This is a genomic window from Asticcacaulis sp., assembly GCF_027484505.1.
Classification (GTDB): Bacteria; Pseudomonadota; Alphaproteobacteria; order Caulobacterales; family Caulobacteraceae; genus Asticcacaulis.
The window spans coordinates 1-23,957 of the sequence record NZ_JAIXSV010000053.1 but is presented as its reverse complement, the minus strand read 5'-3'; the positions used below and the strand labels follow the sequence as shown (position 1 = coordinate 23,957).

Below are 23,957 nucleotides of genomic sequence, written 5' to 3'. Positions count from 1 at the left end.
GTAATCGGAATGCTAACCCTTTTGTGTCAGGGTAGACACAAAAGAACGCTGGGTATGGTGCGGGAGACGATATGAACGGGCTGAGCGTAGAGATAACGACCCCCGCGCAGCTATCCGACGCAGATCGTCATCTGTGGGCCGAAGCCGTGTCTCTCAATCCGGCCCTCGACAGTCCCTATTGCACGCTGGCCTATGTCGAGGCTCTGTTCCCGGTTGTGCCTCAGGCGCGCCTTATCCGCATCCGGCGCAACGATCGCACCCTGGGCTTCCTGCCGCTACAAATGCGCGGTCGCGTGGCGCAACCGCTGGGCGCGCCCCTGACCGATTTCCATAGTCTGATCACGCTGCCCGATGTGAGCATTGACCTGCGCGCTGTACTTCGGGCGCTGGATCTGCACCGTTTCGAAGTCGGCGGCTGGTTAGGCGCAGACAGCGCCTTCACTGCGGGCGAGGTACGTGAGCGGCTGTATGCCGATCTGTCGGGCGGGTTTGACGGCTATTATACCGAACAACGAAACCAGCAGAAAAAGTTTTTCCGTAACGCGGAACGCTGCCGTCGTAATCTGGACGCCGCTTATCCGGAACTGGGGTTTTCGTGGGAAGCCGCGTCCGAGGCCATTATCGATTGGGTGATTGCCCGCAAGCGCGATCAGTACGCCCGCACCGGCCTGCACGATGTGTTTGCCTGCGGCTGGACCCGTGAGGTGCTGTACGCCCTGGCTCAGCACAAGGACAGCGAGCTGCGGCTGATGGCGGGCGTTTATCGGGATGGCACGGACATTATCGCCGCCGAGATCGGCCTGTGTACCCCGGACGACCTGCACCTGTGGTTCCCGGCCTATGACCGCAGCGCGGCGCGCCACAGCCCCGGTATCCTTTTGTCGCTCGATATACTGAAGGCCGCCGCGTCTGAGGGCATCCAGAGCGTGGATTTCGGCTGTGCGGATGAACCCTACAAGCTGTCCATGACCACGCACAAAACGTCCTGCTATGCCGGCTATGTGGTCAGCCAAAAGTCCATTGAGCTTCCTGCACGCTTTGACCCCTTCCTCAAACCGCGGCTGATGATCATGCGCGCCTGCGAAGTGCATCTTGGCGGTCAGGTCCGAGCTGGATGGCAACTGGGGCGTCGCCTCGTGACCCGGACACGTGTGGGGTTTGTGACCTTCCTGAGCCTTCTGGGGGCCATGGCCGCCGCCATGCTGGTCGCCGAAGCGATGTGATAGGTTTATCAAGGACTCTGTGCAGGACGCCCGAAGTCTTTGATTAAGGCACAACTAACAAAATTTTTGCGACTTTGAAGACCGAAGACTTCACGCCCTTACGGCGAAATCATAGTCTCCCGGTCCGGCCTCGATAACCATTCGGCCGTTAACAATGCCCAATGACTGTGACGCTAGAGCCTTGCCGTTTTCGCGGATATCCGTCCGGTTCGTCGCAGGTAAATGAACTTCGGCGCGGGTGTTGGGCGGCACACTGAGCTTGAGCCTGAATTGACCCTCCGGATTCAGGGTCCAGTCGGTTGAAATACGCCCGGACACGGCGTCATACTGCGCACCTCCGGAAGCGACGCGGCGATCAAGTACAGGATTGAATCGAAAACGCCGGAAGCCCGGTTCGATCGGATCAATTCCAGCTATTCGGCGATACACAAAGCCGATAACGGCCCCAAGCGCATAGTGGTTGAAGGAGTTCATTGAGATGTCGCCAGCGTCTCCATTCCAGCGCTCCCAGGTCGTCGTCGCCCCCTTCATGACCATATAGCCCCAGGATGGATATTCTGTGCGTAGCAAGAGGTCATACACCAGTGCCGCATAGCCATGGTCGGCCAGCACATCGAGGCTGTGAGGTGTGCCGAGGAAGCCTGTAGTGAGTAACCGGCCCCGGCTTACAATGCTATCATGCAGTTTTCTGGCTACCTCGGCACGCAATTGCGGCGGCACGAGATTATAGCGCAGCGCCAAGATATAACCCGTCTGAGAGCCATTGCCGACGGTCGCGTCGGAATGAATAAAGGCTTTGGCGAAGGCAGTGTCGATCTTTTCCGCCAAACGCGTATAGTCCTCGACAGCCTTTTGGCGTTTTGTTGCCTTCGCCATATCCAACATGGCAAGTGTCGAATGCTTCCACATGGCCGTCCCGATCAGGTCGGGTGGCGTCGTATGATCGCCGGGCCAGCGAGAATCTAGCGCCAGCCAGTCTCCGAAATCCCAGCCGTGCCCCTTACTCCAGATGCCGTCGTCGCTAAGGGCAGCGATATAACCAATATAGGCGGACATAGCCTCCCAGTTCTGGTTGATAACCTCCGTGTCCCCGTACCGTTGCCACGTGGTCCAAGGCAGGATGACACCGGCATCCGCCCACCCAGGCGAGGCCTCGTTAGGGGCAGTATCGCGCATGCTGTTAGGCGCGATAAAGGCAAAAGCCCCGTTCGGCCACTGGGCATCACGTACGTCAGCCATCCAGCGCTGCGTAAAGGTGCTGACATCCATATTGAAAGCCGCCGCATCCCAAAAGACGTGTGCATCCCCCATCCATCCCAAGCGTTCGTCGCGTTGAGGACAGTCCGTCGGAATGCCCATAAAATTAGATTTCTGACTCCACAGGCTGTTTTGCCATAGGGTCTGAATAATCGGATGGCCGATGCGCAGATGCCCGGTTCTGGATGTGTCGCTGTGGATGACGACGCCCACAACGTCATCAGGTGCCGGCGCGTTTGATAGGCCTGAGATTTCGACATATCGAAAGCCATGATAGGTGAAGCGCGGCTCCCAGACTTCACCCGCCGGATCGCCCTTCAGCACATAGGTATCTGTGGCAAGTGCGGCTCTCAGATTGGCCTGATCAATACTGCCATCGGATTTCAGTATTTCGGCAAACTTCAAAGTTACCTTTTGCCCGGCGATGCCCTTGACCCTGATTTTCGCGAAGCCCGCAAAGTTCTGGCCAAAATCAACAATCCAGCTCCCGTTGACAGCTTTAAGGGATTTAGCCTTCAGCAGACTCATGCGTCGTATTGGCGGGCTTAAGGTCGGCTGAAGCTTTCCGGTCACCGGCGGGGCAATCGCCACAGGCGACCACCTCGCGTCCGTCTGAAACCCCGGCGCGGCCCAACCAGGCTGTTCACGACGTGCATCATAGTCTTCGCCGTCATATATGTCCGAATTGAGGACAGGAGAGGCACTGATCATCCAGCTCTGATCCGTGACGACGCGCTCAACCCCACCGCCTGTGTAGGTCAGTTCCAGCTGAGCCATAAAGCGCAGGGGCGGATTGCCAAAAGCAAAGCGACCCTGAGGTGACGTATAGCTGCCATACCAGCCATCGGCGACCATGGCACCGATAACATTTGCCCCGCGTCCGACCATCTTTGTCACATCAAAGACGCGGTAAAGGATGCGTTTGGAGAAATCCATGGATTCGGGGGCCAGCAGGGCATCGCCGACCCGCTTGCCATTGATATAGGCCTCGTAGGCGCCCAAGGCCGTCACATACAGACGCGCCTTAGCCACCGTTTCCGTGGCTGTAAAATCGCGGCGCATCAAAAAAGCGCCTTTACCCGGTAAAGGTTGATCTTCTCGCTCCGAACGTTTCACCATTGGCCATGCCGACGCATCAAAATCCGGCCGGGTCCAGCCTTCAGGTTTTTCTGAGGATGCACGGGCGGTAAGATCGTCAAAACGAACAACCCGACCGTCGCGCAACCGGGCACGCACCAACATGGCGCACTGGGGTTTTTCCCCTTTCAGACTTAGGGTCAGAACATGCGTTCCAGCTTTGAGTGTGCGTACCGTTTCGACCACACCTCGCGGCCCCCAGGCATTGGCAGGCCGAGGCGGTAGGTCAATAAGGCTGCCGTCAATTCTGGCCTCGTAAGAGGTAGAGGAAATCGTCAACACGGTGGTTTCGGCATCCGCCTCAAGATCAAAGACCAGCCTCACCTGACAGGACTTGTCTTTTGCAGGCGCATCAGCCGTAACCCAGAACAGACCGGCTTCGCGATCTCCGCGCATATCGGCATCTTCCGCGGCCAGCCACTCTGCCTGCCAGTCATCCGGTGAAAGCAGTGCCATCTCCCAGAAGGCGGGTTTGCTTGTCGTGACCCGTCCGTGACAGTCCCACGCCGTAACCCGCCAGACCGCCCTCTCGCGCGAGCTGAGTGGCTTTCCCGCATAGATGACGTCAAACGTCTGATCGCTTTCAACACGGCCGCTGTCCCAGAGATCGGCAAGGCCGGCCCGCAGGTTTGCGTCACTTGACGCGACCTCTACCCGCCAGGCGGTCTGCATCGTTCCCCGCCGTGCAGAAACGCACCGCCATGAGAGGCGAACATCCTGATTTTCCACACCCAACGGGTTGTCACACAGATTGGCCTTCAACCCCCTCAGGCGTAAGCCATCTCGCTTTTCAGCCGCAGACGCCGGAACGGCGAGTGCAGCGGTGGCCAGACCCGCGCCCTTCAATGCACCTGAAAGTGCCCCCCTACGAGTCAACATGGCGTGTTTCCTTTATTCTTCTATGTTCTTTTGTTTGAATACTGGGTTGTGTTGTCGTCAGGCAAGGTCCATTCACTCTGGAGTGGACAACTCGATCCTGTTCCGAAGTCCCCATAAGGCTTATGGACTTACCCCTGCGGAAGCAGATTGCAAAAAACCGGCAGGGCCGCCGCACCGATGGCGGTCTGAAACGCACCCAGCCGCGACGCCTCGACCACCGGCGCGCCCTCACCCAGCCGGATACCCTCAGCCAGCGCGTTCAGGATTGAGGGACTGAGGCGGCCCGTCAGGATGATGGCGTCGGGGCTGAGGAACGGACTGAGTTTGGCCAGACCCGCCGACAGACGCGCGGCTGCGCTGTGTGTCCAGTCCTCAATCACGCCCTGCGCCGCTTCGGGCAGGATATCGAGATCGCTAAGGTCGCCCACACCGAACCCGGCGGCGGTAAGGGTGTTCATCAGGTCGCGGCCATCCGGAGATTCCGCCTCGCTGAAAAACTGCCCGATCTGACCCGCCCCCGACATGCTTTGCCCCCCACGGAACGGACGCCCTTCGATAAACAGTGCACCTCCGATCTCAAGCCCGATATGCACGATCAGATAGGTCTGATAGCGCGCGCCAATGCCAAAGACGCGCTCACCGATGCCACAGGCCAGAGGTTCGGCTTCGATAAAGGCCGGGCCCTCCAGATTATTGGCGAAATAGCTGATCAGTTCCTCGCGACGATAGGCGAGATTCCACGCCCGCGCCTGTTCGGGCGGCAGGTCCGCCGGCACCCCGATCCCAAAGCCCAGTTGCCGCCAGCGCACGACGTGGCTCTTGCCATAGGCGCTTTCCAGTTGCTGCTGCACGGCCTCCAGCACGGCGCGCGGCGTCGGTTCGACCAGCGGCGTGCGCGTGCGACCGACCACCCGGCCGACCAGGTCCATCGCCACCAGATCGAGCGCCCCGGTCGTAAAGCCGATGCCGAAGGCATAGGCCGCACCTGAACGCAGCGACACCGGCTTTTGCGGCTGACCCCGCCGCCCGGTGTGCACATAGGCCCCGTTATCCTCTTCGACGAGCCCCCAATCCATAAGATCGCGCACCAGATTGGTCACCGCCGGGCGCGTATAGCCCGACGCTTCGGCTAAAGCGCCACGCGCTGCCGTCCCGTAGCGAACCAGCGCCTCAAGCACCTTGCGATGGCCGTGGGTCAGGTGCGGAAACATCTACACGTCCGAAAAGTCGATAACCCGGTAATCGCGGCCCAGCTTGTCCAGAAAGCGCCGGAAATCGGCCTGATCGAGCGCGGTCGTCGCCGTATTGATCAGCGGGTGAAAGTTGACGATCTCGGCTTCATAAAGCCGTTGATCAAGAATAAATCGGACCTTGTGCTCCGGGTCATTGATCAGGGCCAGCGCCGTGACCGAACCAGGCCGCACGCCCAGCGCCTGATACAAGCGCTCCTCAGAGCCGAAACTCAGACGCCCGGACCCGATGACCTTCGGCAGGGCTTTCAGATTGATCTGTGTCTGCTGTTCGGCGCTGATCAGCCACAATTGCCCCTTATCGTCCTTCAGGAACAGGTTTTTGGTATGGGCACCGGGCAGAGCGTCCTTGATCCCTTCGCCTTCACCGACGCGAAACACCGCCTCATGCGTGGTGGTCCGCGGCATCAGGCCCCAGCCGTTTAGGGCTTGAAGCAGGGTGCTTTGCGTATAAAAGCTGTTTTCGGTCATTCGTCGCGTTTACAGGAGCCCGAAGCGTAATGGAATTGGAATGTTTTGTCGTTCAGGCCGGCCCGCGTGAAATCATCCCCGGCCGCACCGACCGCGACTGGATGGATGCGTTTTCCAACCGCTTCCCCTATCGTTGCCTGCCGCTCACCATGGCCAATTCGACGGGGTGGGAGTTGCTGGTCCCCGAAGACATTACGATGGAATGGAACGGTGGCAAGCTGGCCAGCGACATCATGATCACCGGCGACCGCCCCGGCGCGCACGTCGAACACTTTGTGCAGAGCCATTTCAGTCAGGGCATCGTCACCTTCCATACGGGTTATCTGTTTCGCACACCGCCGGGCTTTGCCCTGTGGGCCACGGGCGCGCCGAACCACGTCAAGGACGGCATTGCGCCCCTGACCGGCCTGATCGAAACCGACTGGCTGCCGTTTCCCTTTACGATGAACTGGCGCTTTACGCGGCCGGGCGTCGTGCATTTCCAGAAGGGCGAACCCTTCTGCTTCATCAATGTCATCGAGCATCGCAAGACCGATGAGGTCCAGCCGGTGGTCAAGCCGATCGAGGCCGACCCGGACCTGCTGGAACAGTTCAAGGCGTGGTCGGAAAGCCGCGCCAAGTTTAATGAGAGCCTCGTCAACCGCGACCCGGCGGCCATCAAACAGGCCTGGCAGAAATTCTACCACAAGGGCGAGTTGCCGGATCAATCCGAAGCGCCGCAGGAGCATATGAACCGCCGCCGCGTGAACCCGGTGCGCTACGAAGGCATCGAGGAACCGAAATAAAAAAGGGAGCCTTTCGGCTCCCTTTTTTAGCGACGTTCCGTACCCGGACGAACGATGCGCGGGTCGAGGTTCTGTTTCACCTCTCGCGCGTCATAGGCATTGGGATCGTTCGGCTTTTCACCCTTGCCGAAGATGACCTCGGCGGAGGTTTCGTAGCGGTAGAAGGTCGTCTGATCCTCCTCCCACGCCCCCCAGGAGCCCCAGGCGCCGCGATAATAGCGGTAGTAGAAACCGCCATAGAGACGCGGGAACGGATCGCGATAGGTCGTGCTGGTCGTGCGATCTTCCTTGGTGTTGCGGCCCACCAGACTGAACCAGTCATAGCCATTTTCCAGCGCCAGCTCCGCCGCACGGTACAGCATATAGTCTTCGACTGTCTCACGCGAAGTCGAAGAATTGCCGGAGAATTTCAGGCGGTAGCGATTGGCTTCGATCCGCTGGTCGGAATAGCCACGGGCCAGAGACGAAGACGGATCACCCGTCACGGGCTGATAAGGGGTGGGGGTCGCACAGGCGGCCAGCGTTACCAGAGAGACGCCAAGTGCCGCCCCAATCATCATCTTACGCATGGTCTTAACACTCAACTCCCTGTGAAAAAGCCCCGATTGGCGAGGGAGTATTGAGCCTCCACTATCAAACGTCAATGTGGCTTTAATACGCCACACAGACCTGTACAGATCAGGCTTGCGGAGGCTTCGTTAATCAAACGAGGCGTGCGCACCCGGTTCACCCTTCAGCCAGTAGCCAGCAGCCTTGATCCCTTTCGGATTGAAGCCTTTGTCATGCAGGTGCGTCCGGACGGTTCGGGCCCACTGCGCCTCTCCGGCGACCCAAACCAGAATGTCCTCAGGCAGGGTCAGGGCGTCGATGGCGCTCAGCACATCATCGGCTTCAGCACGATAAAGCCAGCGAATATCTGCATCAGCTTTTGTGGTCCAGGTCTGACGCTCAGCCGCATTTTCGACCATGGCCAGCACCGTAATCGCCTGACCTGCCGGGGCGGTTTCCAGACGACGGCCGATGGCCGGTAAGGCTGTTTCATCCCCGATCAGCAGATAATGATCGAACACATCCGGCCACACCTGCGAACCGCGCGGGCCGCCAATGTGGAGCCTATCGCCGATCTTCGCTTGTAACGCCCATTGCGTGGCCGGACCCGCCGGTTCATGCAGGGCAAAATCAAGCGTCAACCGCCCCTTGCCCACATCAAAGGCGCGCGGCGTGTAATCGCGCATGATCGGCGTTTCCCCGCCCTGCGGATCGGAAAACAAGAGCTTCACATGATCATCAAAGCCCAGTGACTGAAACCCCTCCAGATCGCCACTGAGGACCAGACGCAGCATGTGCGGCGTCAGCAGGTGATGCTCAACCACCCGCAGTTCGCGGCGGCGCAGTTCAAAGCGAACGCGCAAAGGCGTGCGATTGTCTTCGGCCATCTCACGACCTCTCGATACGGCGGGCCAGATCATCGATACCATCGACAATGGCGTGCAGTTCGTCCTGCGTCAGCGGGCGGGCGGCGCGGTTGCGCAGAGCCGCCTTGAGATTGTCCATGGCGCGAAAGATCGGCGCGAAATCCGGACCTTCCGGCGCGCCTTCCGGGGCCTCGGCAAACAGACGCTCCACCTCTTCAGCACGTTCAGCCAGAAAGGCCGTACCCGCTTCGGTGATGGTGGCGACCTTGCGGCCTTCGGCATCGGGAGTGATGGTGATGAAGCCGCCGTCTTCCAGCCAGCTCAGGGCCGGATAGACAATGCCGGGCGACGGCGCGTACTGACCGTTGAAATGGTCTTCGATGGCACGGATCAGTTCATAGCCGTGACTGGGCTTGTCGCTGATCAGCCGGAGCAGCACCAGTCGCAGGCCGCCATGCCCGAAACCGCGACCACCACGTCCACCCCGGCCATGCCGACCGGGTCCGCGCTCACCAAACGGGCCGCCACGACCCTCTTCGGGCCAACCGCGATGATGACCACCACCCCGCCCGCGTCCAAAGGGAAAGTCCCTCATGAGTCAGATACCTTTCTGAGTGTGTATACCTATCAGGATCCACGGCGAGATCCGTGCGTCTCTGATATGTGTTTAGATATATCTGAATTGTGTTTGAAATAGGTCAAAAATATTTCAGGCCTGCTCGTGTCAACGAACAGGCCTGAAAAAGCATCCAACTTTTGGCGTATCAATTATCGGTCTGAGGTTCTGCCTCTGCCGGAACGACCACCTCATCCGGCGGTGAGATCACCACATAGCCTGCGCCGATATTCACCTCAGGTACGTTTTCGCGGGTAAACATCAGGAAATAGCTGGCGCCGCCTTTGGGCTGGATATCGAGCAGATCACCTGCGCCAAAATCCTCAACGCCTTTCAACCGTCCGATTACAGACCCGTCGGTGCCACGCACCTCAAGGCCAATCAGGTCGGTGATATAGAAATCGTCTTCGTCCTCGACCTCGGGCAGGTCTTCACGGCGCACATAGAGTTTCAGCCCCTTAAGCGCGTCGGCCTTGTCCTTGTCGCTGATGCCTTCGGCCTTGACGACCAGAGCGCCCTTATGGACGCGCGCCGCCGTAATAACCAGCGCGGGTTCACCGCGCGGGTTATACAGGGGATTATATTCCAGTACGCTCAGCGGATCGTCCATATGGCTGATCAGCTTGAATTCGCCGCGCACGCCGAAGCTGGCGGCGACCTGGGCCACGAAAACCAGTTCCGTCATCAGAGGATGCTTTGACCCGTGCTGGCCCAGTCAGCGAGGAAGGTTTCCAGACCCTTGTCGGTCAGGTCGTGCTGGAACATGGCCTTGATGACCGCTGGCGGCAGGGTGGCGCAATCGGCCCCGGCAATGGCGGCCTGAGCGACGTGGGTGGTGTTGCGCAGTGACGCGGCCAAGATGGCCGTTTCAAACTCATAGTTATCGAATACAGTGCGGATGTCGCGGATCAGTTGCATCCCGTCTTCGCCACGATCGTCCAGACGCCCGACGAAGGGCGACACGAAGGTGGCCCCGGCCTTGGCCGCCAAAAGCGCCTGCGTCACCGAGAAGCACAGGGTGACATTGGTCATCAGACCCTGATCGGAAAAGACGCGCGTAGCTTTCAGGCCATCGACGGTCAGCGGCACCTTGATCACCACATTGTCGGCGATCTTGGCCAGCTTTTCGCCCTCGGCCACCATCTGCTCGAATTCCGTAGCGGCAACTTCGGCGGAAACCGGACCGTCGATCATGGCGCAGATTTCCCTGGTGACCTCAAGGATATTGCGGCCAGACTTGGCGATCAGGGTGGGGTTGGTGGTCACGCCGTCGATCAGGCCCGTCTCATTGAGTTCGGCCAGAAGCGCGGTGTCGGCGGTGTCGGCAAAGATCAGCATGGTTTTTCCTTAGGCGTCTTTGTGTTTAGCGGCATTTGCGTGTATGAGGCCGCATTAATCCGTATAACAGAGCAAGTTCAAGTTTTTTTGCATGAGTAACGCCCCCGCCGCTTCTGACGCCCCCAAGGTCGGTTTTGTCTCGCTTGGCTGCCCCAAGGCGCTGGTCGATTCCGAACGCATACTGACGCGCCTGAAAGGCGAAGGCTATGCCACGGCGGCCGAATATGCCGGGGCCGATGTGGTGGTGGTCAATACCTGCGGCTTTCTGGATTCGGCGCGCGACGAAAGCCTGAACGCCATTGGTGAGGCTCTGGCCGAAAACGGCAAGGTAGTGGTGACCGGCTGTCTGGGGGCTGAGGCCGACCTGATCCGCGAACGCTTCCCCAATGTCGCTGCCGTCACCGGCGCGCATCAGTACGAAGAGGTGATGGAGGCGGTGCGCCGCATCGTCCCGGCCAAACCCGACCCCTTCCGCCCGTTAGTGCCCGAAAATGATCCGGGCGTAAGATTGACGCCCAAACACTATGCCTATCTGAAAATTTCCGAAGGCTGCGACCACCGCTGTTCCTTCTGCATTATCCCGTCTCTGCGTGGCGATCTGGCCTCGCGACCGGTCGATGAGGTCCTGCGCGAAGCTGAGGTTCTGGCGGCCAATGGTGTCAAGGAGCTGCTGGTCGTGTCGCAGGACACCTCCGCCTACGGGCTCGATATCCGCTACGCCGAGGGCCGCTGGCGCAATGACTATTACAAGGCCTCGTTCGAAGACCTGTCACGGGGACTGGGTGAGTTGGGCATCTGGGTGCGGATGCACTACGTCTATCCCTACCCGCACGTGAACAGCGTCATCCCGCTGATGGCCGAAGGCAGGATACTGCCCTATCTGGACATTCCGTTCCAGCACGCCAGCCCCAAGGTGCTGAAGGCCATGCGCCGCCCCGGCAATCAGGACAAGACGCTGGATCGCATCCTGAGCTGGCGCGAAATCTGTCCGGACCTGACCCTGCGTTCGACCTTTGTGGTTGGCTTCCCCGGTGAGACCGAGGCCGATTTCAACCTGCTGCTCGACTGGCTGGAAGCGGCGCAGATCGACCGCGTCGGCGCCTTTGCCTACGAAAACGTCGAAGGCGCGGCCGCGCGCGACCTGCCCGACCACGTGCCGGAAGAGGTCAAGCAGGACCGTCTGGCGCGTTTCATGGCGGTCGCCTCGCGCATCTCGGCGCAGAAGCTGCAAAACAAGGTCGGTCAGGTGGTCGATGTGCTGGTGGACGACATTCGCAGTGATGGTGTGGCTGTGGCCCGCACCAAGGGCGACGCCCCGGAAATCGACGGCCACATCTACCTGAAAGGCTTTACGGGCCTGAGCGCCGGTGACTATGCAAAAGCCAAGGTGACGCGCGCCGATGCCTACGACCTGTGGGGCGAGCCGGAAGGGCTGATCAAGCTCAACCGCGTCCCGACGGCGCGCCCGGCGGGCCGCACGCACCGCCTGATTTCACGGATTTAAAGTTCTACTGTTTCACGGCACCAGCCAGAAACCAAAGCGCGAAATGGGATGCGCAATGTCCTTCAGCGGCCAGCCCTGCTGTGCCGCGAGGGCCTTCAGCGTGCGGCGCGGGGCCAGCACCCAGCAGCGTTGCGACAGGTGCCAGCCGTCCTGACTGTGCGACTTCGGGATGAAGTAGAGGTCGTGGGCGTCCATTTCGATGCTGTCGATCTGATCGAGGCGTAAGACCTTGCCGTCAGGCGCGGTAAATTCGCGGCGTTCGGAATCATAGCTGAACAAGGGCTTGTTCAGCACGCTCAGGCTGATCATCCCAAACAACAGAAGGCCCAGCAGGACCAGACCGATCCCCTTGCCCTGCGTCACCATCAGCGCCGCCCAGAACGGCGCGATCAGCATCAGGGCGATGGTATAGGTGTTGAGCAGGGTGGCGCTCCAGCGCACCTCTATCACCGAGGTTTCAGGCGTTTCGTCAGAAGTCATACATCATGCCATATCCCGAAGTGACGCGGCATTCCACCCGCATTTTAGCCTCAGCACCTTGCGGGGGCGCGAACAAGCACGCATATCGGAAACGCGGAGGAAGCGATGTCCCGGTTTATAGTGTTCGACAGCCCGTTCCTGCTGGGGTTCGATGAGACCCGCAGCCTGATCGAGCGCGTCAGCCGCGCCTCTGACAACTACCCGCCCTATAATGTCGAAGCACTTTCGGCCAATCACCTGCGCCTGACCGTGGCGGTGGCGGGCTTCACCCCCGACACGCTGCGTCTCAGCCTGCAAGGGCCGCAACTGACGCTTCAGGCGTTTAAAGAGCCGGGCAAGGAGCCGTCGGAAACCACGCCGCGTGAATTTATCCATCGCGGCATCGCCCAGCGCGGCTTTACGCGCAGCTTTGTCGTGGGCGAAGGGTTCGAGGTCGAAGGCGCGGTAATGGAATACGGTCTGCTACATATCGACCTCAAACGACCGCACGCGCCGGAGGATGTGCGGATCATTCCAATTAAAACGAGATAATTTCACCTATGCGCATATGGTCGCACCAGCGAAAAACGCCTTGCGTGAGCTTGCGCCACCGAGTCATTACTTCCGGACAACCCGGAGTGTGCGTTGATGAACGGCCCGATTGCCACCCCTGCCCCCGCGCTGGATAGCGAAATCCTTGCGCGTATTCGCTGTCCTGATCTGCTGACGCGCATCGCCACGCCGGATCAGGCCGCCAGCCTGATCCACGACGGCATGACCATCGGCCTGAGCGGTTTCACCCGCGCCGGTGACGCCAAGGCCGTGCCTTTGGCTCTGGCCGAGCGCGCCAAAACCCACCCCATGAAGCTGACGGTCATCACCGGAGCGTCGCTGGGGCACAATACCGATAAACTCCTCTATGAGGCCGGGCTTCTGGCGCGGCGGATGCCGTTTCAGGTGGACGACACCCTGCGCGCCGCCATCAATCGCGGCGAGGTGATGTTTATCGATCAGCACCTGTCCGAAACGGTTGAGGCCCTGCGTTCGCGGCAGGTCGGCCCGGTCGATGTGGCGGTGATCGAGGCCGTGGCCATCACCGAAGACGGCGGCATCGTGCCCTCCACCTCGGTCGGCAACAGCGCCTCCTTCGCCATTCTGGCGCCTAAGGTGATCATCGAGCTGAATCTCACCTATTCGTCCGCCATGGAAGGGATGCACGACATCTACATCCCGGCCAAACGCCCGTCGCGCACGCCCGTGCCGGTCGTCACCTGCGACAGCCGCGTCGGCACGCCCTACATTCCCATCGACCCGGCAAAGATCGCTGCCATCGTCATTACGCGTGAGGCCGACAGCCCGGCCCGCGCCGCGACGCCCGATCCGGCGACCACCGCCATCGGCGCGCATCTGGTCGATTTTCTGCAAAACGAAGTGAAACAGGGCCGTCTGCCGCCGTCGCTCAACCCCATTCAGGCCGGCATCGGCGTCATCGCCAATGCGGTCCTAAGTGAGCTGAACCGGTCGGATTTCCATAATCTGCGTATGTATTCCGAAGTCTTGCAGGACTCGACCTTTGAGCTGATCGACTCCGGCAAGCTGCTCTATGCCTCCGGCTGTTCGGTGACGCTCAGCGCGCCGTGGGCGGAGCGCGTGTTCAATCACATTGAGGCCTATCGCGACCGCATCATCCTGCGACCGCAGGAAATTTCCAACCATCCGGAAGTCATCCGCCGCCTCGGCATCATCGCCATCAATACAGCGCTGGAATTCGACCTGTATGGCAATGTCAACTCGACCCATGTGGGCGGCACGCACATGATGAACGGCATTGGCGGCTCAGGCGATTTTGCGCGCAATGCCTATCTGTCGATCTTCGTCGCCAAGTCGCAGGCCAAGGGCGGGGCCATCTCCGCCGTCGTGCCGATGGTCAGCCACGTCGATCATACGGAACACGATGTCGATATACTGGTGACGGAAAACGGTCTGGCCGACCTGCGCGGTCTGGCCCCGCGTGAACGGGCACGGCAGGTCATCGCCCACTGCGCCCATGCCGATTATCGCGACCTGCTGAGCGACTATTTCGAGCGCGCCTGCCGCGAGCGCGGCGGACAGACCCCGCACCTGTTGTCTGAGGCCCTGAGCTGGCACGAACGCTACGTCCGCACGGGTCAGATGAAACCTTAATCCTGTGATTTAGGCCGCGTGGCTGGTTTCGGTGCGGTTGAGCAGCGCGTAGAGCGCGTCAGCCGTATCGACTTGACGCAGTTGCTCGCGCAGCTCCTTCTGCCGCAGGATGCGCGACACCTTGGCCAGGGCCCGCAGGTGTTCGGAACCCGCCTCTTCGGGCGCAAACAGGGCAAAGATCAGATCGACCGGCACATCGTCGATGGCCTCATAGCTGACCGGAGTTTCCAGACGGATAAAGGCACCGTGCATGCGGGTCAGGCCCGGCAAGGCCGCATGGGGCACGGCGACGCCCTGACCCACGCCGGTTGAACTCAGCTTTTCGCGCTCCAGCAGACCCTGAAGGATGGCATCAGCCTCAAGCCCATAGGCCCCAAGCGTCCGCTCCGCTACATCGGCGACGATCTGCAAGGCATGGCGCTTGGAATTGGCGCTTACCGGTCCGGCGACGCTGTTCCGGTCAAGCACTTCGGTGAGGAACATACCATATCCATCAAGTTTGCGGGCACAGGACCGATAGAGCCATGCGCGGTCATCCGCCGCTCAAACGGCGGTACGCAACCGCGCCAGCCCTTACAGACAGCGCCCACTCAAGTCAACTTCGGCTCTATGGCCTGTTTATGAAATTTTCGCGGCGGCGCGTCCAGCCAGAGCACGTTTCGATTGAATCCCATTGAAACGGGCTCTGGTTATTTCGCTTTGACGTGCATTCTATCCGAAAAGCAGGTCTCCCTTTTCGGAGTGGGCTTCAATGCGCCTTGCCGTTAAGTTTCGGCTTGGTGCGTTCCGGATCGATCCAGCCAATATTGCCGTCGGGGCGGCGGTAAAGCACCGACAGCCCGCCATGTCCTGCATTGCGGAACATGATGACCGGATAGTTGGAAAGCTCCAGCTCAGCCACCGCCTGAGACACGCTCAGCGTGCGGATGGCGGCTTCGGTTTCGGCAATGATCATCGGCTGGGGCGGGCTGTCGTGGTCCATGCCATCGTCCAGCTCAGGCTCATCGTCGATGAGGTCGCTGCCCTGAATGACGGTCAGCGGGGCCATTTCGTGCTTGGTCGGCGTATTGGTCGGATAATGGTCCTTCAGGCGGCGCTTATAGCGGCGAATACGCTTTTCCATGTGGTCGAGCGTGCCATCGAAGGCCGCGTGGGCGTCGCCGCCAAAGGCATGGGCGACAAGGGTCTGACCGGAGGCAAGGCGCACCCAGCAGTCGGCCTTGAACTGATGGCCCTGCTTGGAGATCGTCACTTCGGCGGACGCGCCGCCGCGATCGAAATATTTGGTGATCCCCGCATTGAGTTCGGTTTCGATGCGCTCCTGAAGCGCGGCACCCAATTCAACTTTTTTCCCGGTAACCTGTATTTGCATGGCGATAACTCGCTCCTTTGATCTGCAAAGACGTCGCCACACTGGAGGGCGGGCGACCTTGAGCCCCAGCCGTTTTACGGACCGTGGGTCCATCTTCGACTGTACGCTTCTGGGTCCAGATGAAAAATCAAGAAAATGTGTAGGGACTGCGACCGTAAATCGCAGTCTTCGCCTTGAATTTTAACGGTTAATTACCCACAAACTGCGCCAACGATTGCGCAGGGTCAGACGACTTAGCGGATCATCCGCTTGCGCTCGACCGAAGACGGGATGCGCAGGGCTTCGCGGTACTTGGCCACGGTGCGGCGGGCAATATCGACGCCGGCTTCTTTGAGAATTTCGACGATGCGGTCGTCGGACAGCACTTCACCAGAGGCCTTTTCGCCCTCGATAAGGTGCTTGATCTTATGACGCACCGACTCCGCCGAATGGGCCTCGGACCCATCGGCCGCGGCAATGGCCGAGGTGAAGAAGAATTTCAGTTCAAAAACCCCGCGCGGGGTCGAAATATACTTATTCGTCGTGACGCGCGAAATGGTCGATTCGTGCATCCCCACAGCCTCGGCCACCGTCTTCAGGTTCAACGGGCGCAGGTGTTCGACGCCATAAACAAAGAAGCCATCCTGCTGACGCACGATTTCCGCCGACACCTTGAGGATGGTGCGCGCGCGCTGATCGAGGCTCTTGATCAGCCAGTTGGCCTGCGACAGGCATTCACTGAGATAGGTCTTTTCCTGATCCGAGCGCGCCGAGGTCGCCACCTTGGCGTGGTAACTCTGATCGACCAGAACGCGCGGCAGGGTGTCGCTGTTGAGATCGACGCGCCAGCCGCCCGACGGGTCGTGACGCACAAAGACGTCCGGCACGACACCGGCCTGCGGCTCGGCCCCAAAAGCGGCGCCCGGACGTGGCGTCAGGGCCTTCAGTTCACGGATCATCTCCGCTAGGTCTTCGTCATCGACTCCACAGGCCCGGCGCAGGGCGCTCAGATCACGGCGCGCCAGAAGCTCCAGATTGTCGATCAACGCGGCCATAGCCGGATCAAAGCGGTTACGCTCGATCAGTTGCAGTTTCAGGCATTCCGGCACCGAACGCGCCATGACGCCGGTCGGTTCAAAGCCCTGACAGACCTTCAGGACCTTTTCGATCAGGTCCATGGCACAGCCGAGGCGTTCGGCAATTTCCTCAAGATCGGCGCGCAGGTAACCGCCGTCATCCACCGCGTCGATCAGGATTTGCGCCACGGCCATTTCAGGCGCGCTAAAGCCCGCGATCAGGGCCTGATCCATCAGGTGTTCGGCCAGCGTTTTGTCGCGGCTCATGGCGCGGTCGAGCGTGTCGCCATCGCCATCAAAACCACCGCCCTTGCCGGCGCGGGTCCAATCGATCATAGGCCCTTCGCCTATGTCGGCCGAGGCCACAGGCTCGCGCACCGTCGGCTCATCGTCGCCATAGACATCGCCTTCGGAGGCGTCGAGATCGGAATTGGCCTGCTGCGTATCGCGGTCCGATAGTTCCAGTTCACCGCGTTCTTCGCGGGGCAGGTCGGAGTCGGTCTCAGGGGCGTCGGGACCGCCGTCGCCGTCTTCGCGCAGCAAGAGCGGATTGCGCTCCAGCTCGGCCTCGACCACGGCCTCCAGCTCAAGGTTCGACAATTGCAGAAGCTTGATCGCTTGCTGCAACTGGGGCGTGATGACCAGCCCCTGCCCTTGTCTGATTTCCAGCCTTTGCCCTAATGACATGGACCGGAGCTTAGACGTTAACACCTTAAATTAGGTTAACCCCTTTCCACAGGCCGGAAAAACCGGTGGAAAAGCCACAGACACGGGGTTTAGCCGTCGAAATTCTCGCCCAGATAGACGCGGCGCACTTCGGGGTTATGACGGATTTCGTCCGGTGTGCCTTCGAACAGGACCTCACCCGAATGGATGATCGAGGCGCGGTCGATAATATCCAGCGTTTCGCGCACATTGTGGTCGGTGATCAGGATACCGATGCCGCGGTGTTTGAGATACCCCACCACATCGCGAATATCCGAAATAGCCAGCGGGTCGATACCGGCGAACGGTTCATCCAGCAGAATGAAGGACGGATCACCGGCCAGAGCGCGGGCGATTTCTACGCGCCGACGCTCCCCGCCCGACAGAGCGGTGGCCGGCGATTTGCGGATATGGGTGATGTGCAGTTCTTCGAGCAGACGCGTCACTTCGGCGTCAATCTGCGAACGGCTGGTGAGGCGCAGTTCCAGCACGGCCTGAAGATTCTGTTCGACATTCAGCCCACGGAAGATCGACGATTCCTGCGGCAGGTAGCCAAGGCCCATACGCGCCCGCTGATACATGGGCTGGGTGGTGATGTCGTGGCCGTCCAGGCTGATGGTGCCATAGTCGGGCTGCACAAGCCCGGTAATCATATAGAAACAGGTTGTCTTACCTGCACCATTGGGCCCCAGAAGGCCCACGGCCTCACCGCGACGCAGGGAAAGCGACACGGTCTTGACCACCGCGCGCTCCTTGTACGATTTGCCGATGCCCTCGACCCGCAGGCCATCAACCGTATCGGTCGCCTCGGTCATCCGCATATCGGCGGCGCTGCGCACATCCAGTGTGGAAATAACGGTCATCTTATTGCGGCTTCTTCGGCGCTGAGTTTTGGGGCGCTGAATTCGGGTTAGAGGCCTGGTTCGGATAAAAGACCCCACGCACGCGGCTCTTGCTGCCCGCCGTCGGCACGCCATCCATGCTCGATTTCTTGGCACCGACATCATAGACAAGGCGGCTGCCTTCCATAACGTTTTGGCCCTGCTTGAGCACCACATTGCCGGTCAGAACCAGAGTGTCAGTGCTTTTGGTATAGATCGCGCGGTTGCCGGTCATCACCTGATCGTCCACCACATAGTACACATTGCCAACCGCTTCGGCGGTAGACAGGGCATCCCACCGGCCCGTCGTCGGGTTCTGGCCGTAGATGACCGTCACCTTATCCGCGCGCAGCCGCGACGTATCCTGAAGGAATTCCACGCTGCCCGTGAAGGTAGCCGTATGGTTACCATCGTCGGCTTCGAACGTATCGGCGGCATAGGCAATAGGATTTTCCTTGGTGGGGACAAACTGCGCCCACGCCACCGGTGCCGCCAGCACCCCGGCCACGCCCATCACCCACATTGTTGTCCTGATCTTCATGGCCGGAATATCCTTTAAAAAATGTCAGTCTTCGTCGCCCGAAAGCGTGCCGGTCACCTGTTGTCCCGGCTTACCATAAAACACAACCTTGCGCCCGTTCTGTTCCACACGGAAGGCCTGCGCATTGACCACACCGGTCTGCCAGCGGCCTTCGACCGGTGTATTGCCGGTAATCACCGCACTCTGAAGATCGACGTCAGCCGCCTGGGTCCGCAGAGACAGGCCATTGCCTGAGTTCAGGGTGACATCCTTATTGAGCGTGAAACGGCGTTTGGTATCGTCATAGACACCGACCGCGCCTTCCAGCGCGGAGGGTCGGCTGTTCTCAGAGCGAATTTCCATACGCGGTGCCGTCAGCGTGACGATCTGCGACGTTCTACCCTTGCGCACCGCCTCAAGACCGCGCATCTCATAGCGCTCACCGTTGCGGCTGCGATCGGTATAAAACGGGTTGGTCATGCGGATGTCTTCGCCGGTGGTCGTATAGACGTTCATCGAATTGATGACGCTCTGCACAACGATCCAAACGATCATAAGCAAGACCGTGCCGATAATAAGGCCCGGAAAGATAAGCCGCAGACGGGAGATCTTGCGCGAACGCTTTTTCCACGCCAGCGCCTGAATATTCAGGCGTTGACGGGCATCGGCATGGTCGTGCGTCGCGGTTTCAATGGCCGGCATGGCGGCAGAAGTCCTCATCTGCGGAGCGTTTTCAGCTCCATGAATGGGCGAATATATCCGTATCTTCCCAACCTGCCAAATCCAGTTTGACGCGGTGCGGTAAAAAATCGAAACAGCCCTGCGCCAGCTCGCTGCGGCCTTCGCGCGCCAGCATGACATCAAGCTTTTCGCGCAGGGTATGCAAATGCAGCACATCAGAGGCCGCATAGGCCAGTTGTTCGGGCGTCAAGGTCTGCGCCCCCCAGTCCGAACTTTGCTGCGCTTTCGAGATATCGACAGACAAAAGCTCACGCACCAGGTCTTTCAGGCCATGGCGGTCGGTATAGGTGCGCGCCAGCTTCGAGGCGATCTTGGTGCAATAGACGGGGGCCGTCACCACGCCCAGATGCAGCAGGAACATGCCGATATCAAAGCGCCCGAAATGGAACAGTTTCAATACGTTTGCGTCAGTGAGCAGGGCCTTCAGATTGGGGCAGTCATAGGCCGGGCGGTTGAGTCGCACAACATGGGCATCACCATCCCCCGCTGACAACTGCACCACACACAGGTCATCACGCCCGAAGCACAGGCCCATGGTTTCGGAGTCGATGGCAACCACCGCGCCCAGATCAAGGCCGTTGGGCAAATCGCCTTCATGATAATGGATGGTCACGCTGTAAAAAACCTCTGACTTTGTATCTGGTTCTGGCCTAAGCCATAGGTCGTGCGCCGTCAATTCCTGTCGGCAAAGGCGTGGCGAAACCGATTGTTTGCTGTTGTTTGCGTAACACCCCCCTTGTCAGGGCGCGCCGCTTCGATCAAATGCGCAATCCAACGCATAACAGAGTTAACCGTAACAGGGTCAGTCCATGTCATCACACCCGCAGGCAGACAGCGTCCAGAAGGAAGGCGGTTTGCGTACCATAGTGGCGGCCTCGGCGGCCGGTACGACTTTTGAATGGTACGACTTCTTCATATTCGGGGCCCTGACCTCGATCATCACGAAGAATTTCTTTACCGGCCTTGATGACACCACCGGCATGATCCTGGCGCTGCTGACCTTTGCGCTGGGGTTCCTGTCGCGGCCCTTTGGCGCGCTGCTGTTTGGTCACATCGGTGATCGCAAGGGGCGCAAGGGCACCTTCCTCTACACCATCCTGCTGATGGGGGTTGCCACCGTGCTGATCGGCTTCCTGCCCACCTATGAACAGGCAGGCATTTGGTCACCCTTGCTGCTGGTGGGTTTGCGCATCCTTCAGGGCATCGCCATGGGCGGTGAATATGGCGGAGCGGTCATCTATGTGGCTGAACACGCCCCCGCCGATAAACGCGGGGCCTACACAGCGTGGATTCAGGCCTCGGCGTCGCTGGGGCTGGTTATCGCGCTTCTGGTCGTCTTTCTGACGCGCACCATCGTCAAGGAAGAGGCCTTTGGCGACTGGGGCTGGCGCATTCCCTTCATCGTCTCCGCCGTGCTTTTGGCTATTTCGGTCTATATCCGCGCCAAGACCGCCGAAAGCCCTGCCTTCCGCGCCCTGCACGACAGCGGCAATATTTCCAAGGCGCCGTTCAAGGAAGCCTTTGGTCAGTGGTCGAACCTGCGTCAGGTGCTGATCGCCCTGTTCGGCTTCATGACGGCGCAGGGCGTGGTGTGGTACACCACCTTCTTCTACACGCAGGTGTTTCTGGAAAAGAGCGTCAAGCTGGCGCCCACCACCGTGAACCTGCTGGTGATGAGCATTTCGATCGTCAGTGCGGTTCTCTACGTTGTCTGGGGTCAGTTGTCCGACCGCGTCGGACGCAAACCGGTGATGATCCTCGGCATCGCCATTGCCGTGCTGAGCTTCGTGCCCGGCTTCCACCTGATGGCGCGCTTTGCCAATCCGGCGCTGGACGATGCCGTCAACCGCACCCCGGTCGTCATCTTCGCCGACCCGCGCAAGTGTTCGGTGCAGTTCGATCCGGTGGGTAAGGCGCAGTTCACCTCGTCCTGCGACCTCGCCAAGTCGCTGGTGACCGGGCTGGGCGTGCCCTATGTCAACAAGCCGACCGAGCCGGGTGCGACCTTTGCCACGGTGCAGATCGGGGAGCGCACCATCGCTGTGCAGTCGGGCGACACGCTGTCCAAAGACGAACTTAAGACGCTCAAGGCCAATGCCGTGACCGATCTCAAGACGGCGCTGAAAGCCGCCGGCTATCCCGAAGCCGCCGATTCGAAGCGCGTCAATGTGCTGGGTATCTTTGCCGTGCTGTTCGTCTTCACCGTCGGGGCCACGGCGCTTTACGGCCCGATGGCGTCGGCGCTTGTCGAGATGTTCCCGACGCGCATCCGTTATACGGCCCTGTCCCTGCCCTACAATATCGGCACGGGCTGGTTCGGCGGCCTGCTGCCTGCCATTTCCTTCGCCATGGTCGCCGGTTCCGGTAACCTGTTCTTTGGCCTGTGGTATCCGGTGATTATCGGGGCCACGGCCATCGCGGTCGCCCTCATCTTCATGAAGGAAACGCGCGGCCGTGACCTGCACACCATGGAGGATCAGCCCGGCGTATAACAACGGGATTAATTCGCCTGAAAAACGAAAAAACACGGAAATGTGCATTGAGTTTTTCCACAACCGTGTCATTATTCCCACAGCTCCCGACGGAGTGTATGCGGCGGCTTTGACGTCTCCTGAGTGCGTTTTTCCCTTTATCTCTTCGTGTTATGTGCCAAACATCTGACCCGGTCAGTCTAACTGACCGGGTTTTTTTATGCGTCAGGAAGCCGTTATGCGTTTGTCGATTGCCTCATGGAACATCAACTCGGTACGGCTGAGGATTGATCAGGTCATACGTTTTCTGGAGATGGCGCGCCCGGACATTCTGTGCCTTCAGGAAATCAAGTGTCAGAATGGTGAGTTCCCGCGCAAGGCGTTTGAGGAAGCGGGCTATCCGCACATCCTCGTCACCGGGCAAAAGGGCTGGCACGGCGTGGCGCTGGTGTCGAAACTACCGTTTGAAGCCAATGAAATTCTGCCCTTTTGCCGCCGTGGCGAAGCGCGCGTTCAGGGGATACAGGTCGCCGGCATCGACCTGTGGAACTTCTACATTCCGGCGGGCGGTGACGTCCCCGACCGCGAAGCCAATGATAAGTTTGATCACAAGCTGGAATTTTATGAGCGCCTGACCGCGCACCTGAAAACGCGCAATCCTGATGCGCCGCTGCTGATCGCCGGCGACCTCAATATCGCGCCCGGCGAAAACGACGTGTGGAGCCACCGTCAGATGCTGAAAGTGGTCAGCCATACGCCGCCGGAGCTGGAGGCCTTTGCCAATCTAATGGCAGCCGGCGGCTTTCATGACGCCTTCCGCGAACTGTGGCCCGAACCGCAGAAGCTGTTTACCTGGTGGAGCTATCGCGCCGCCGATTTCCGCAAGTCCAATCGCGGGCTGAGGCTCGATCACCTGCTGATCAATCCCGCCTTGAAGGCGCGCATCACCTCGCCTATAGCCGCCGTCATCCACGACTCCGTCCGCGAATGGGACCGGCCGTCGGATCATGCCCCTATTCAGATCGAGTTCGACCTATGACCGAAGAGACCTTGCCCGCAGAAGCCGGACTACCCGCCGACATTCTGGCCAAGGCCGATTTCCGCTTCAATGAATATGCGTGGAAAATCAGGGATATCCCCGACGTGATCCGTGCCGCCACCAAGGCCGGATTTATGAGCCTCGGCGGCCAGCTTCAGATCCGCATCCCCGACGCCATCGGCGAATGTCACTGGGTGGAAACCGACCCGGCGGGTCTGGCTCCGGCTGACCTGCCGTGGGAAGTGCGTATCCGCATGGTCGAGGAACTGGCGCTACAGGACTGGGAAGAATTGAAGGCGCATTACGACTTCGCCGAACAGGTCAAGCTCGCCTTTCCGGCCGTGCTGGAGCCCTATCTGGCCAAGGGCGGCAAGCTGGACGACGCCCTGTGGTTCACCTGGTACGTCATCGACGAGGAAAACGAGCGCCAGCACCGCGAAGCGGAGGAGGAGTAACCTCTCCTCCCTGCGGCTTTGCCGTGGGGAGGTGGCAGCGAACAAAGTGAGCTGACGGAGGGGGATGGCACAAAAACTGGCCAAAGACGCAATAGTTTAAAGTTATGGCGGAATCCCCCTCCGTCATTTCTCGCTTACGCTCAAAATGCCACCTCCCCATGCCTTCGGCACAGGGAGGAGGGTTAGCGCAGCTCTTTGCG

The 23,957-nt window shown here is 59.9% G+C and carries 24 protein-coding genes; 8 read left to right on the top strand and 16 right to left on the bottom strand.

What is annotated here, in order from left to right:
- Nucleotides 1–71 precede the first annotated feature (71 nt).
- Nucleotides 72–1,223: a GNAT family N-acetyltransferase gene (locus tag Q0072_RS02605; protein WP_298325311.1), complete on the top strand. Its 1,152-nt coding sequence runs from the start codon at nt 72–74 to the stop codon at nt 1,221–1,223.
- 90 nt (nt 1,224–1,313) lie between these two features.
- On the opposite strand, the gene Q0072_RS02600 is transcribed toward Q0072_RS02605, so the two are convergent.
- The 3 genes from Q0072_RS02600 to Q0072_RS02590 form a co-directional block, all read right to left on the bottom strand.
- Nucleotides 1,314–4,289: an alpha-L-rhamnosidase gene (locus tag Q0072_RS02600; RefSeq protein WP_298325309.1), complete on the bottom strand. Its 2,976-nt coding sequence runs from the start codon at nt 4,287–4,289 to the stop codon at nt 1,314–1,316.
- 335 nt (nt 4,290–4,624) lie between these two features.
- The gene (locus Q0072_RS02595; protein WP_298325306.1) at nt 4,625–5,707 is read right to left on the bottom strand and encodes an ROK family transcriptional regulator; all 1,083 of its coding nucleotides are present in this window, start codon (nt 5,705–5,707) and stop codon (nt 4,625–4,627) included.
- A complete protein-coding gene (locus tag Q0072_RS02590; RefSeq protein WP_298325303.1) occupies nt 5,708–6,217 on the bottom strand; it encodes a prolyl-tRNA synthetase associated domain-containing protein in 510 nt (169 codons plus the stop codon).
- Between the two features lie 29 nt (nt 6,218–6,246).
- Between Q0072_RS02590 and Q0072_RS02585 the strand changes: the two genes are divergently transcribed.
- Nucleotides 6,247–7,002, top strand: a complete 756-nt coding sequence (locus tag Q0072_RS02585; RefSeq protein ID WP_298325298.1) for a DUF6065 family protein — start codon at nt 6,247–6,249, stop codon at nt 7,000–7,002.
- 26 nt (nt 7,003–7,028) lie between these two features.
- Here the strand turns inward: Q0072_RS02585 and Q0072_RS02580 are convergent, their stop codons facing one another.
- The 5 genes from Q0072_RS02580 to fsa all read right to left on the bottom strand — a co-directional run bounded on the left by Q0072_RS02580 (nt 7,029) and on the right by fsa (nt 10,371).
- A complete protein-coding gene (locus Q0072_RS02580; RefSeq protein WP_013477638.1) occupies nt 7,029–7,571 on the bottom strand; it encodes a hypothetical protein in 543 nt (180 codons plus the stop codon).
- Nucleotides 7,572–7,700: 129 nt separating this feature from the next.
- Nucleotides 7,701–8,438, bottom strand: a complete 738-nt coding sequence (locus Q0072_RS02575) for a siderophore-interacting protein (protein WP_298325289.1) — start codon at nt 8,436–8,438, stop codon at nt 7,701–7,703.
- A 1-nt stretch (nt 8,439) separates the two neighbouring features.
- A complete protein-coding gene (locus Q0072_RS02570) occupies nt 8,440–9,012 on the bottom strand; it encodes a PadR family transcriptional regulator (RefSeq protein WP_298325286.1) in 573 nt (190 codons plus the stop codon).
- Nucleotides 9,013–9,181: 169 nt separating this feature from the next.
- Nucleotides 9,182–9,718: a ribosome maturation factor RimM gene (gene rimM, locus Q0072_RS02565; RefSeq protein ID WP_298325283.1), complete on the bottom strand. Its 537-nt coding sequence runs from the start codon at nt 9,716–9,718 to the stop codon at nt 9,182–9,184.
- Nucleotides 9,718–10,371 (bottom strand): fructose-6-phosphate aldolase, encoded by a 654-nt coding sequence (fsa, locus tag Q0072_RS02560; RefSeq protein ID WP_272739732.1) that lies wholly within the window; start codon nt 10,369–10,371, stop codon nt 9,718–9,720. Before fsa ends, rimM begins: the two co-directional genes overlap by 1 nt.
- Nucleotides 10,372–10,462: 91 nt before the next feature.
- Between fsa and rimO the strand changes: the two genes are divergently transcribed.
- On the top strand, nt 10,463–11,875 hold the full coding sequence (gene rimO / locus Q0072_RS02555; protein ID WP_298325275.1) for a 30S ribosomal protein S12 methylthiotransferase RimO: 1,413 nt from the start codon (nt 10,463–10,465) through the stop codon (nt 11,873–11,875).
- A gap of 12 nt (nt 11,876–11,887) precedes the next feature.
- On the opposite strand, the gene Q0072_RS02550 is transcribed toward rimO, so the two are convergent.
- Complete coding sequence (locus tag Q0072_RS02550) at nt 11,888–12,355, bottom strand: hypothetical protein (protein WP_298325273.1); 468 nt, start codon at nt 12,353–12,355, stop codon at nt 11,888–11,890.
- 105 nt (nt 12,356–12,460) lie between these two features.
- Between Q0072_RS02550 and Q0072_RS02545 the strand changes: the two genes are divergently transcribed.
- On the top strand, nt 12,461–12,886 hold the full coding sequence (locus tag Q0072_RS02545; protein WP_298325271.1) for an Hsp20 family protein: 426 nt from the start codon (nt 12,461–12,463) through the stop codon (nt 12,884–12,886).
- Between the two features lie 96 nt (nt 12,887–12,982).
- Entirely contained in the window at nt 12,983–14,518 is a 1,536-nt protein-coding gene (locus Q0072_RS02540) for an acetyl-CoA hydrolase/transferase family protein (RefSeq protein WP_298325269.1), read from the top strand.
- A 9-nt stretch (nt 14,519–14,527) separates the two neighbouring features.
- Here Q0072_RS02540 and ptsN read toward each other — a convergent pair whose 3' ends face one another.
- The 7 genes from ptsN to Q0072_RS02505 form a co-directional block, all read right to left on the bottom strand.
- Nucleotides 14,528–15,001 carry a PTS IIA-like nitrogen regulatory protein PtsN gene (gene ptsN / locus Q0072_RS02535; RefSeq protein WP_298325267.1) on the bottom strand — a complete coding sequence of 158 codons (474 nt, stop codon included), beginning with the start codon at nt 14,999–15,001 and terminating at the stop codon, nt 14,528–14,530.
- Nucleotides 15,002–15,266: 265 nt separating this feature from the next.
- Nucleotides 15,267–15,890, bottom strand: coding sequence for a ribosome-associated translation inhibitor RaiA (gene raiA / locus Q0072_RS02530; RefSeq protein WP_013477652.1), 624 nt, complete (start codon nt 15,888–15,890; stop codon nt 15,267–15,269).
- A 233-nt stretch (nt 15,891–16,123) separates the two neighbouring features.
- Nucleotides 16,124–17,632 (bottom strand): RNA polymerase factor sigma-54, encoded by a 1,509-nt coding sequence (gene rpoN / locus Q0072_RS02525; protein WP_298325261.1) that lies wholly within the window; start codon nt 17,630–17,632, stop codon nt 16,124–16,126.
- Nucleotides 17,633–17,721: 89 nt separating this feature from the next.
- Nucleotides 17,722–18,465, bottom strand: coding sequence for an LPS export ABC transporter ATP-binding protein (gene lptB, locus Q0072_RS02520; protein ID WP_298325314.1), 744 nt, complete (start codon nt 18,463–18,465; stop codon nt 17,722–17,724).
- A gap of 49 nt (nt 18,466–18,514) precedes the next feature.
- Nucleotides 18,515–19,072 (bottom strand): lipopolysaccharide transport periplasmic protein LptA, encoded by a 558-nt coding sequence (gene lptA, locus Q0072_RS02515; RefSeq protein ID WP_298325257.1) that lies wholly within the window; start codon nt 19,070–19,072, stop codon nt 18,515–18,517.
- Nucleotides 19,073–19,096: 24 nt separating this feature from the next.
- Entirely contained in the window at nt 19,097–19,771 is a 675-nt protein-coding gene (lptC, locus tag Q0072_RS02510; RefSeq protein WP_298325254.1) for an LPS export ABC transporter periplasmic protein LptC, read from the bottom strand.
- Nucleotides 19,772–19,784: 13 nt separating this feature from the next.
- Nucleotides 19,785–20,405, bottom strand: a complete 621-nt coding sequence (locus tag Q0072_RS02505; protein ID WP_298325250.1) for a ribonuclease D — start codon at nt 20,403–20,405, stop codon at nt 19,785–19,787.
- Nucleotides 20,406–20,601: 196 nt separating this feature from the next.
- Between Q0072_RS02505 and Q0072_RS02500 the strand changes: the two genes are divergently transcribed.
- The 3 genes from Q0072_RS02500 to Q0072_RS02490 all read left to right on the top strand — a co-directional run bounded on the left by Q0072_RS02500 (nt 20,602) and on the right by Q0072_RS02490 (nt 23,757).
- Nucleotides 20,602–22,284: an MFS transporter gene (locus Q0072_RS02500; protein WP_298325248.1), complete on the top strand. Its 1,683-nt coding sequence runs from the start codon at nt 20,602–20,604 to the stop codon at nt 22,282–22,284.
- Between the two features lie 217 nt (nt 22,285–22,501).
- Nucleotides 22,502–23,302, top strand: a complete 801-nt coding sequence (xth, locus tag Q0072_RS02495; protein WP_298325245.1) for an exodeoxyribonuclease III — start codon at nt 22,502–22,504, stop codon at nt 23,300–23,302.
- Nucleotides 23,299–23,757 (top strand): hypothetical protein, encoded by a 459-nt coding sequence (locus Q0072_RS02490; protein WP_298325242.1) that lies wholly within the window; start codon nt 23,299–23,301, stop codon nt 23,755–23,757. The genes xth and Q0072_RS02490 overlap by 4 nt, the downstream gene beginning before the upstream one ends.
- Nucleotides 23,758–23,957: the final 200 nt, after the last annotated feature.

What these genes read in the sequence shown, in the direction of transcription:
- Q0072_RS02605 (WP_298325311.1), top strand. Translation starts at nt 72, where the DNA reads ATGAACGGGCTGAGCGTAGAGATAACGACCCCCGCGCAGCTATCCGAC.
- Q0072_RS02600 (WP_298325309.1), bottom strand. Translation starts at nt 4,289, where the DNA reads ATGCAGACCGCCTGGCGGGTAGAGGTCGCGTCAAGTGACGCAAACCTG.
- Q0072_RS02595 (WP_298325306.1), bottom strand. Translation starts at nt 5,707, where the DNA reads ATGTTTCCGCACCTGACCCACGGCCATCGCAAGGTGCTTGAGGCGCTG.
- Q0072_RS02590 (WP_298325303.1), bottom strand. Translation starts at nt 6,217, where the DNA reads ATGACCGAAAACAGCTTTTATACGCAAAGCACCCTGCTTCAAGCCCTA.
- Q0072_RS02585 (WP_298325298.1), top strand. Translation starts at nt 6,247, where the DNA reads ATGGAATTGGAATGTTTTGTCGTTCAGGCCGGCCCGCGTGAAATCATC.
- Q0072_RS02580 (WP_013477638.1), bottom strand. Translation starts at nt 7,571, where the DNA reads ATGCGTAAGATGATGATTGGGGCGGCACTTGGCGTCTCTCTGGTAACG.
- Q0072_RS02575 (WP_298325289.1), bottom strand. Translation starts at nt 8,438, where the DNA reads ATGGCCGAAGACAATCGCACGCCTTTGCGCGTTCGCTTTGAACTGCGC.
- Q0072_RS02570 (WP_298325286.1), bottom strand. Translation starts at nt 9,012, where the DNA reads ATGAGGGACTTTCCCTTTGGACGCGGGCGGGGTGGTGGTCATCATCGC.
- rimM (WP_298325283.1), bottom strand. Translation starts at nt 9,718, where the DNA reads ATGACGGAACTGGTTTTCGTGGCCCAGGTCGCCGCCAGCTTCGGCGTG.
- fsa (WP_272739732.1), bottom strand. Translation starts at nt 10,371, where the DNA reads ATGCTGATCTTTGCCGACACCGCCGACACCGCGCTTCTGGCCGAACTC.
- rimO (WP_298325275.1), top strand. Translation starts at nt 10,463, where the DNA reads ATGAGTAACGCCCCCGCCGCTTCTGACGCCCCCAAGGTCGGTTTTGTC.
- Q0072_RS02550 (WP_298325273.1), bottom strand. Translation starts at nt 12,355, where the DNA reads ATGACTTCTGACGAAACGCCTGAAACCTCGGTGATAGAGGTGCGCTGG.
- Q0072_RS02545 (WP_298325271.1), top strand. Translation starts at nt 12,461, where the DNA reads ATGTCCCGGTTTATAGTGTTCGACAGCCCGTTCCTGCTGGGGTTCGAT.
- Q0072_RS02540 (WP_298325269.1), top strand. Translation starts at nt 12,983, where the DNA reads ATGAACGGCCCGATTGCCACCCCTGCCCCCGCGCTGGATAGCGAAATC.
- ptsN (WP_298325267.1), bottom strand. Translation starts at nt 15,001, where the DNA reads ATGTTCCTCACCGAAGTGCTTGACCGGAACAGCGTCGCCGGACCGGTA.
- raiA (WP_013477652.1), bottom strand. Translation starts at nt 15,890, where the DNA reads ATGCAAATACAGGTTACCGGGAAAAAAGTTGAATTGGGTGCCGCGCTT.
- rpoN (WP_298325261.1), bottom strand. Translation starts at nt 17,632, where the DNA reads ATGTCATTAGGGCAAAGGCTGGAAATCAGACAAGGGCAGGGGCTGGTC.
- lptB (WP_298325314.1), bottom strand. Translation starts at nt 18,465, where the DNA reads ATGACCGAGGCGACCGATACGGTTGATGGCCTGCGGGTCGAGGGCATC.
- lptA (WP_298325257.1), bottom strand. Translation starts at nt 19,072, where the DNA reads ATGAAGATCAGGACAACAATGTGGGTGATGGGCGTGGCCGGGGTGCTG.
- lptC (WP_298325254.1), bottom strand. Translation starts at nt 19,771, where the DNA reads ATGAGGACTTCTGCCGCCATGCCGGCCATTGAAACCGCGACGCACGAC.
- Q0072_RS02500 (WP_298325248.1), top strand. Translation starts at nt 20,602, where the DNA reads ATGTCATCACACCCGCAGGCAGACAGCGTCCAGAAGGAAGGCGGTTTG.
- xth (WP_298325245.1), top strand. Translation starts at nt 22,502, where the DNA reads ATGCGTTTGTCGATTGCCTCATGGAACATCAACTCGGTACGGCTGAGG.
- Q0072_RS02490 (WP_298325242.1), top strand. Translation starts at nt 23,299, where the DNA reads ATGACCGAAGAGACCTTGCCCGCAGAAGCCGGACTACCCGCCGACATT.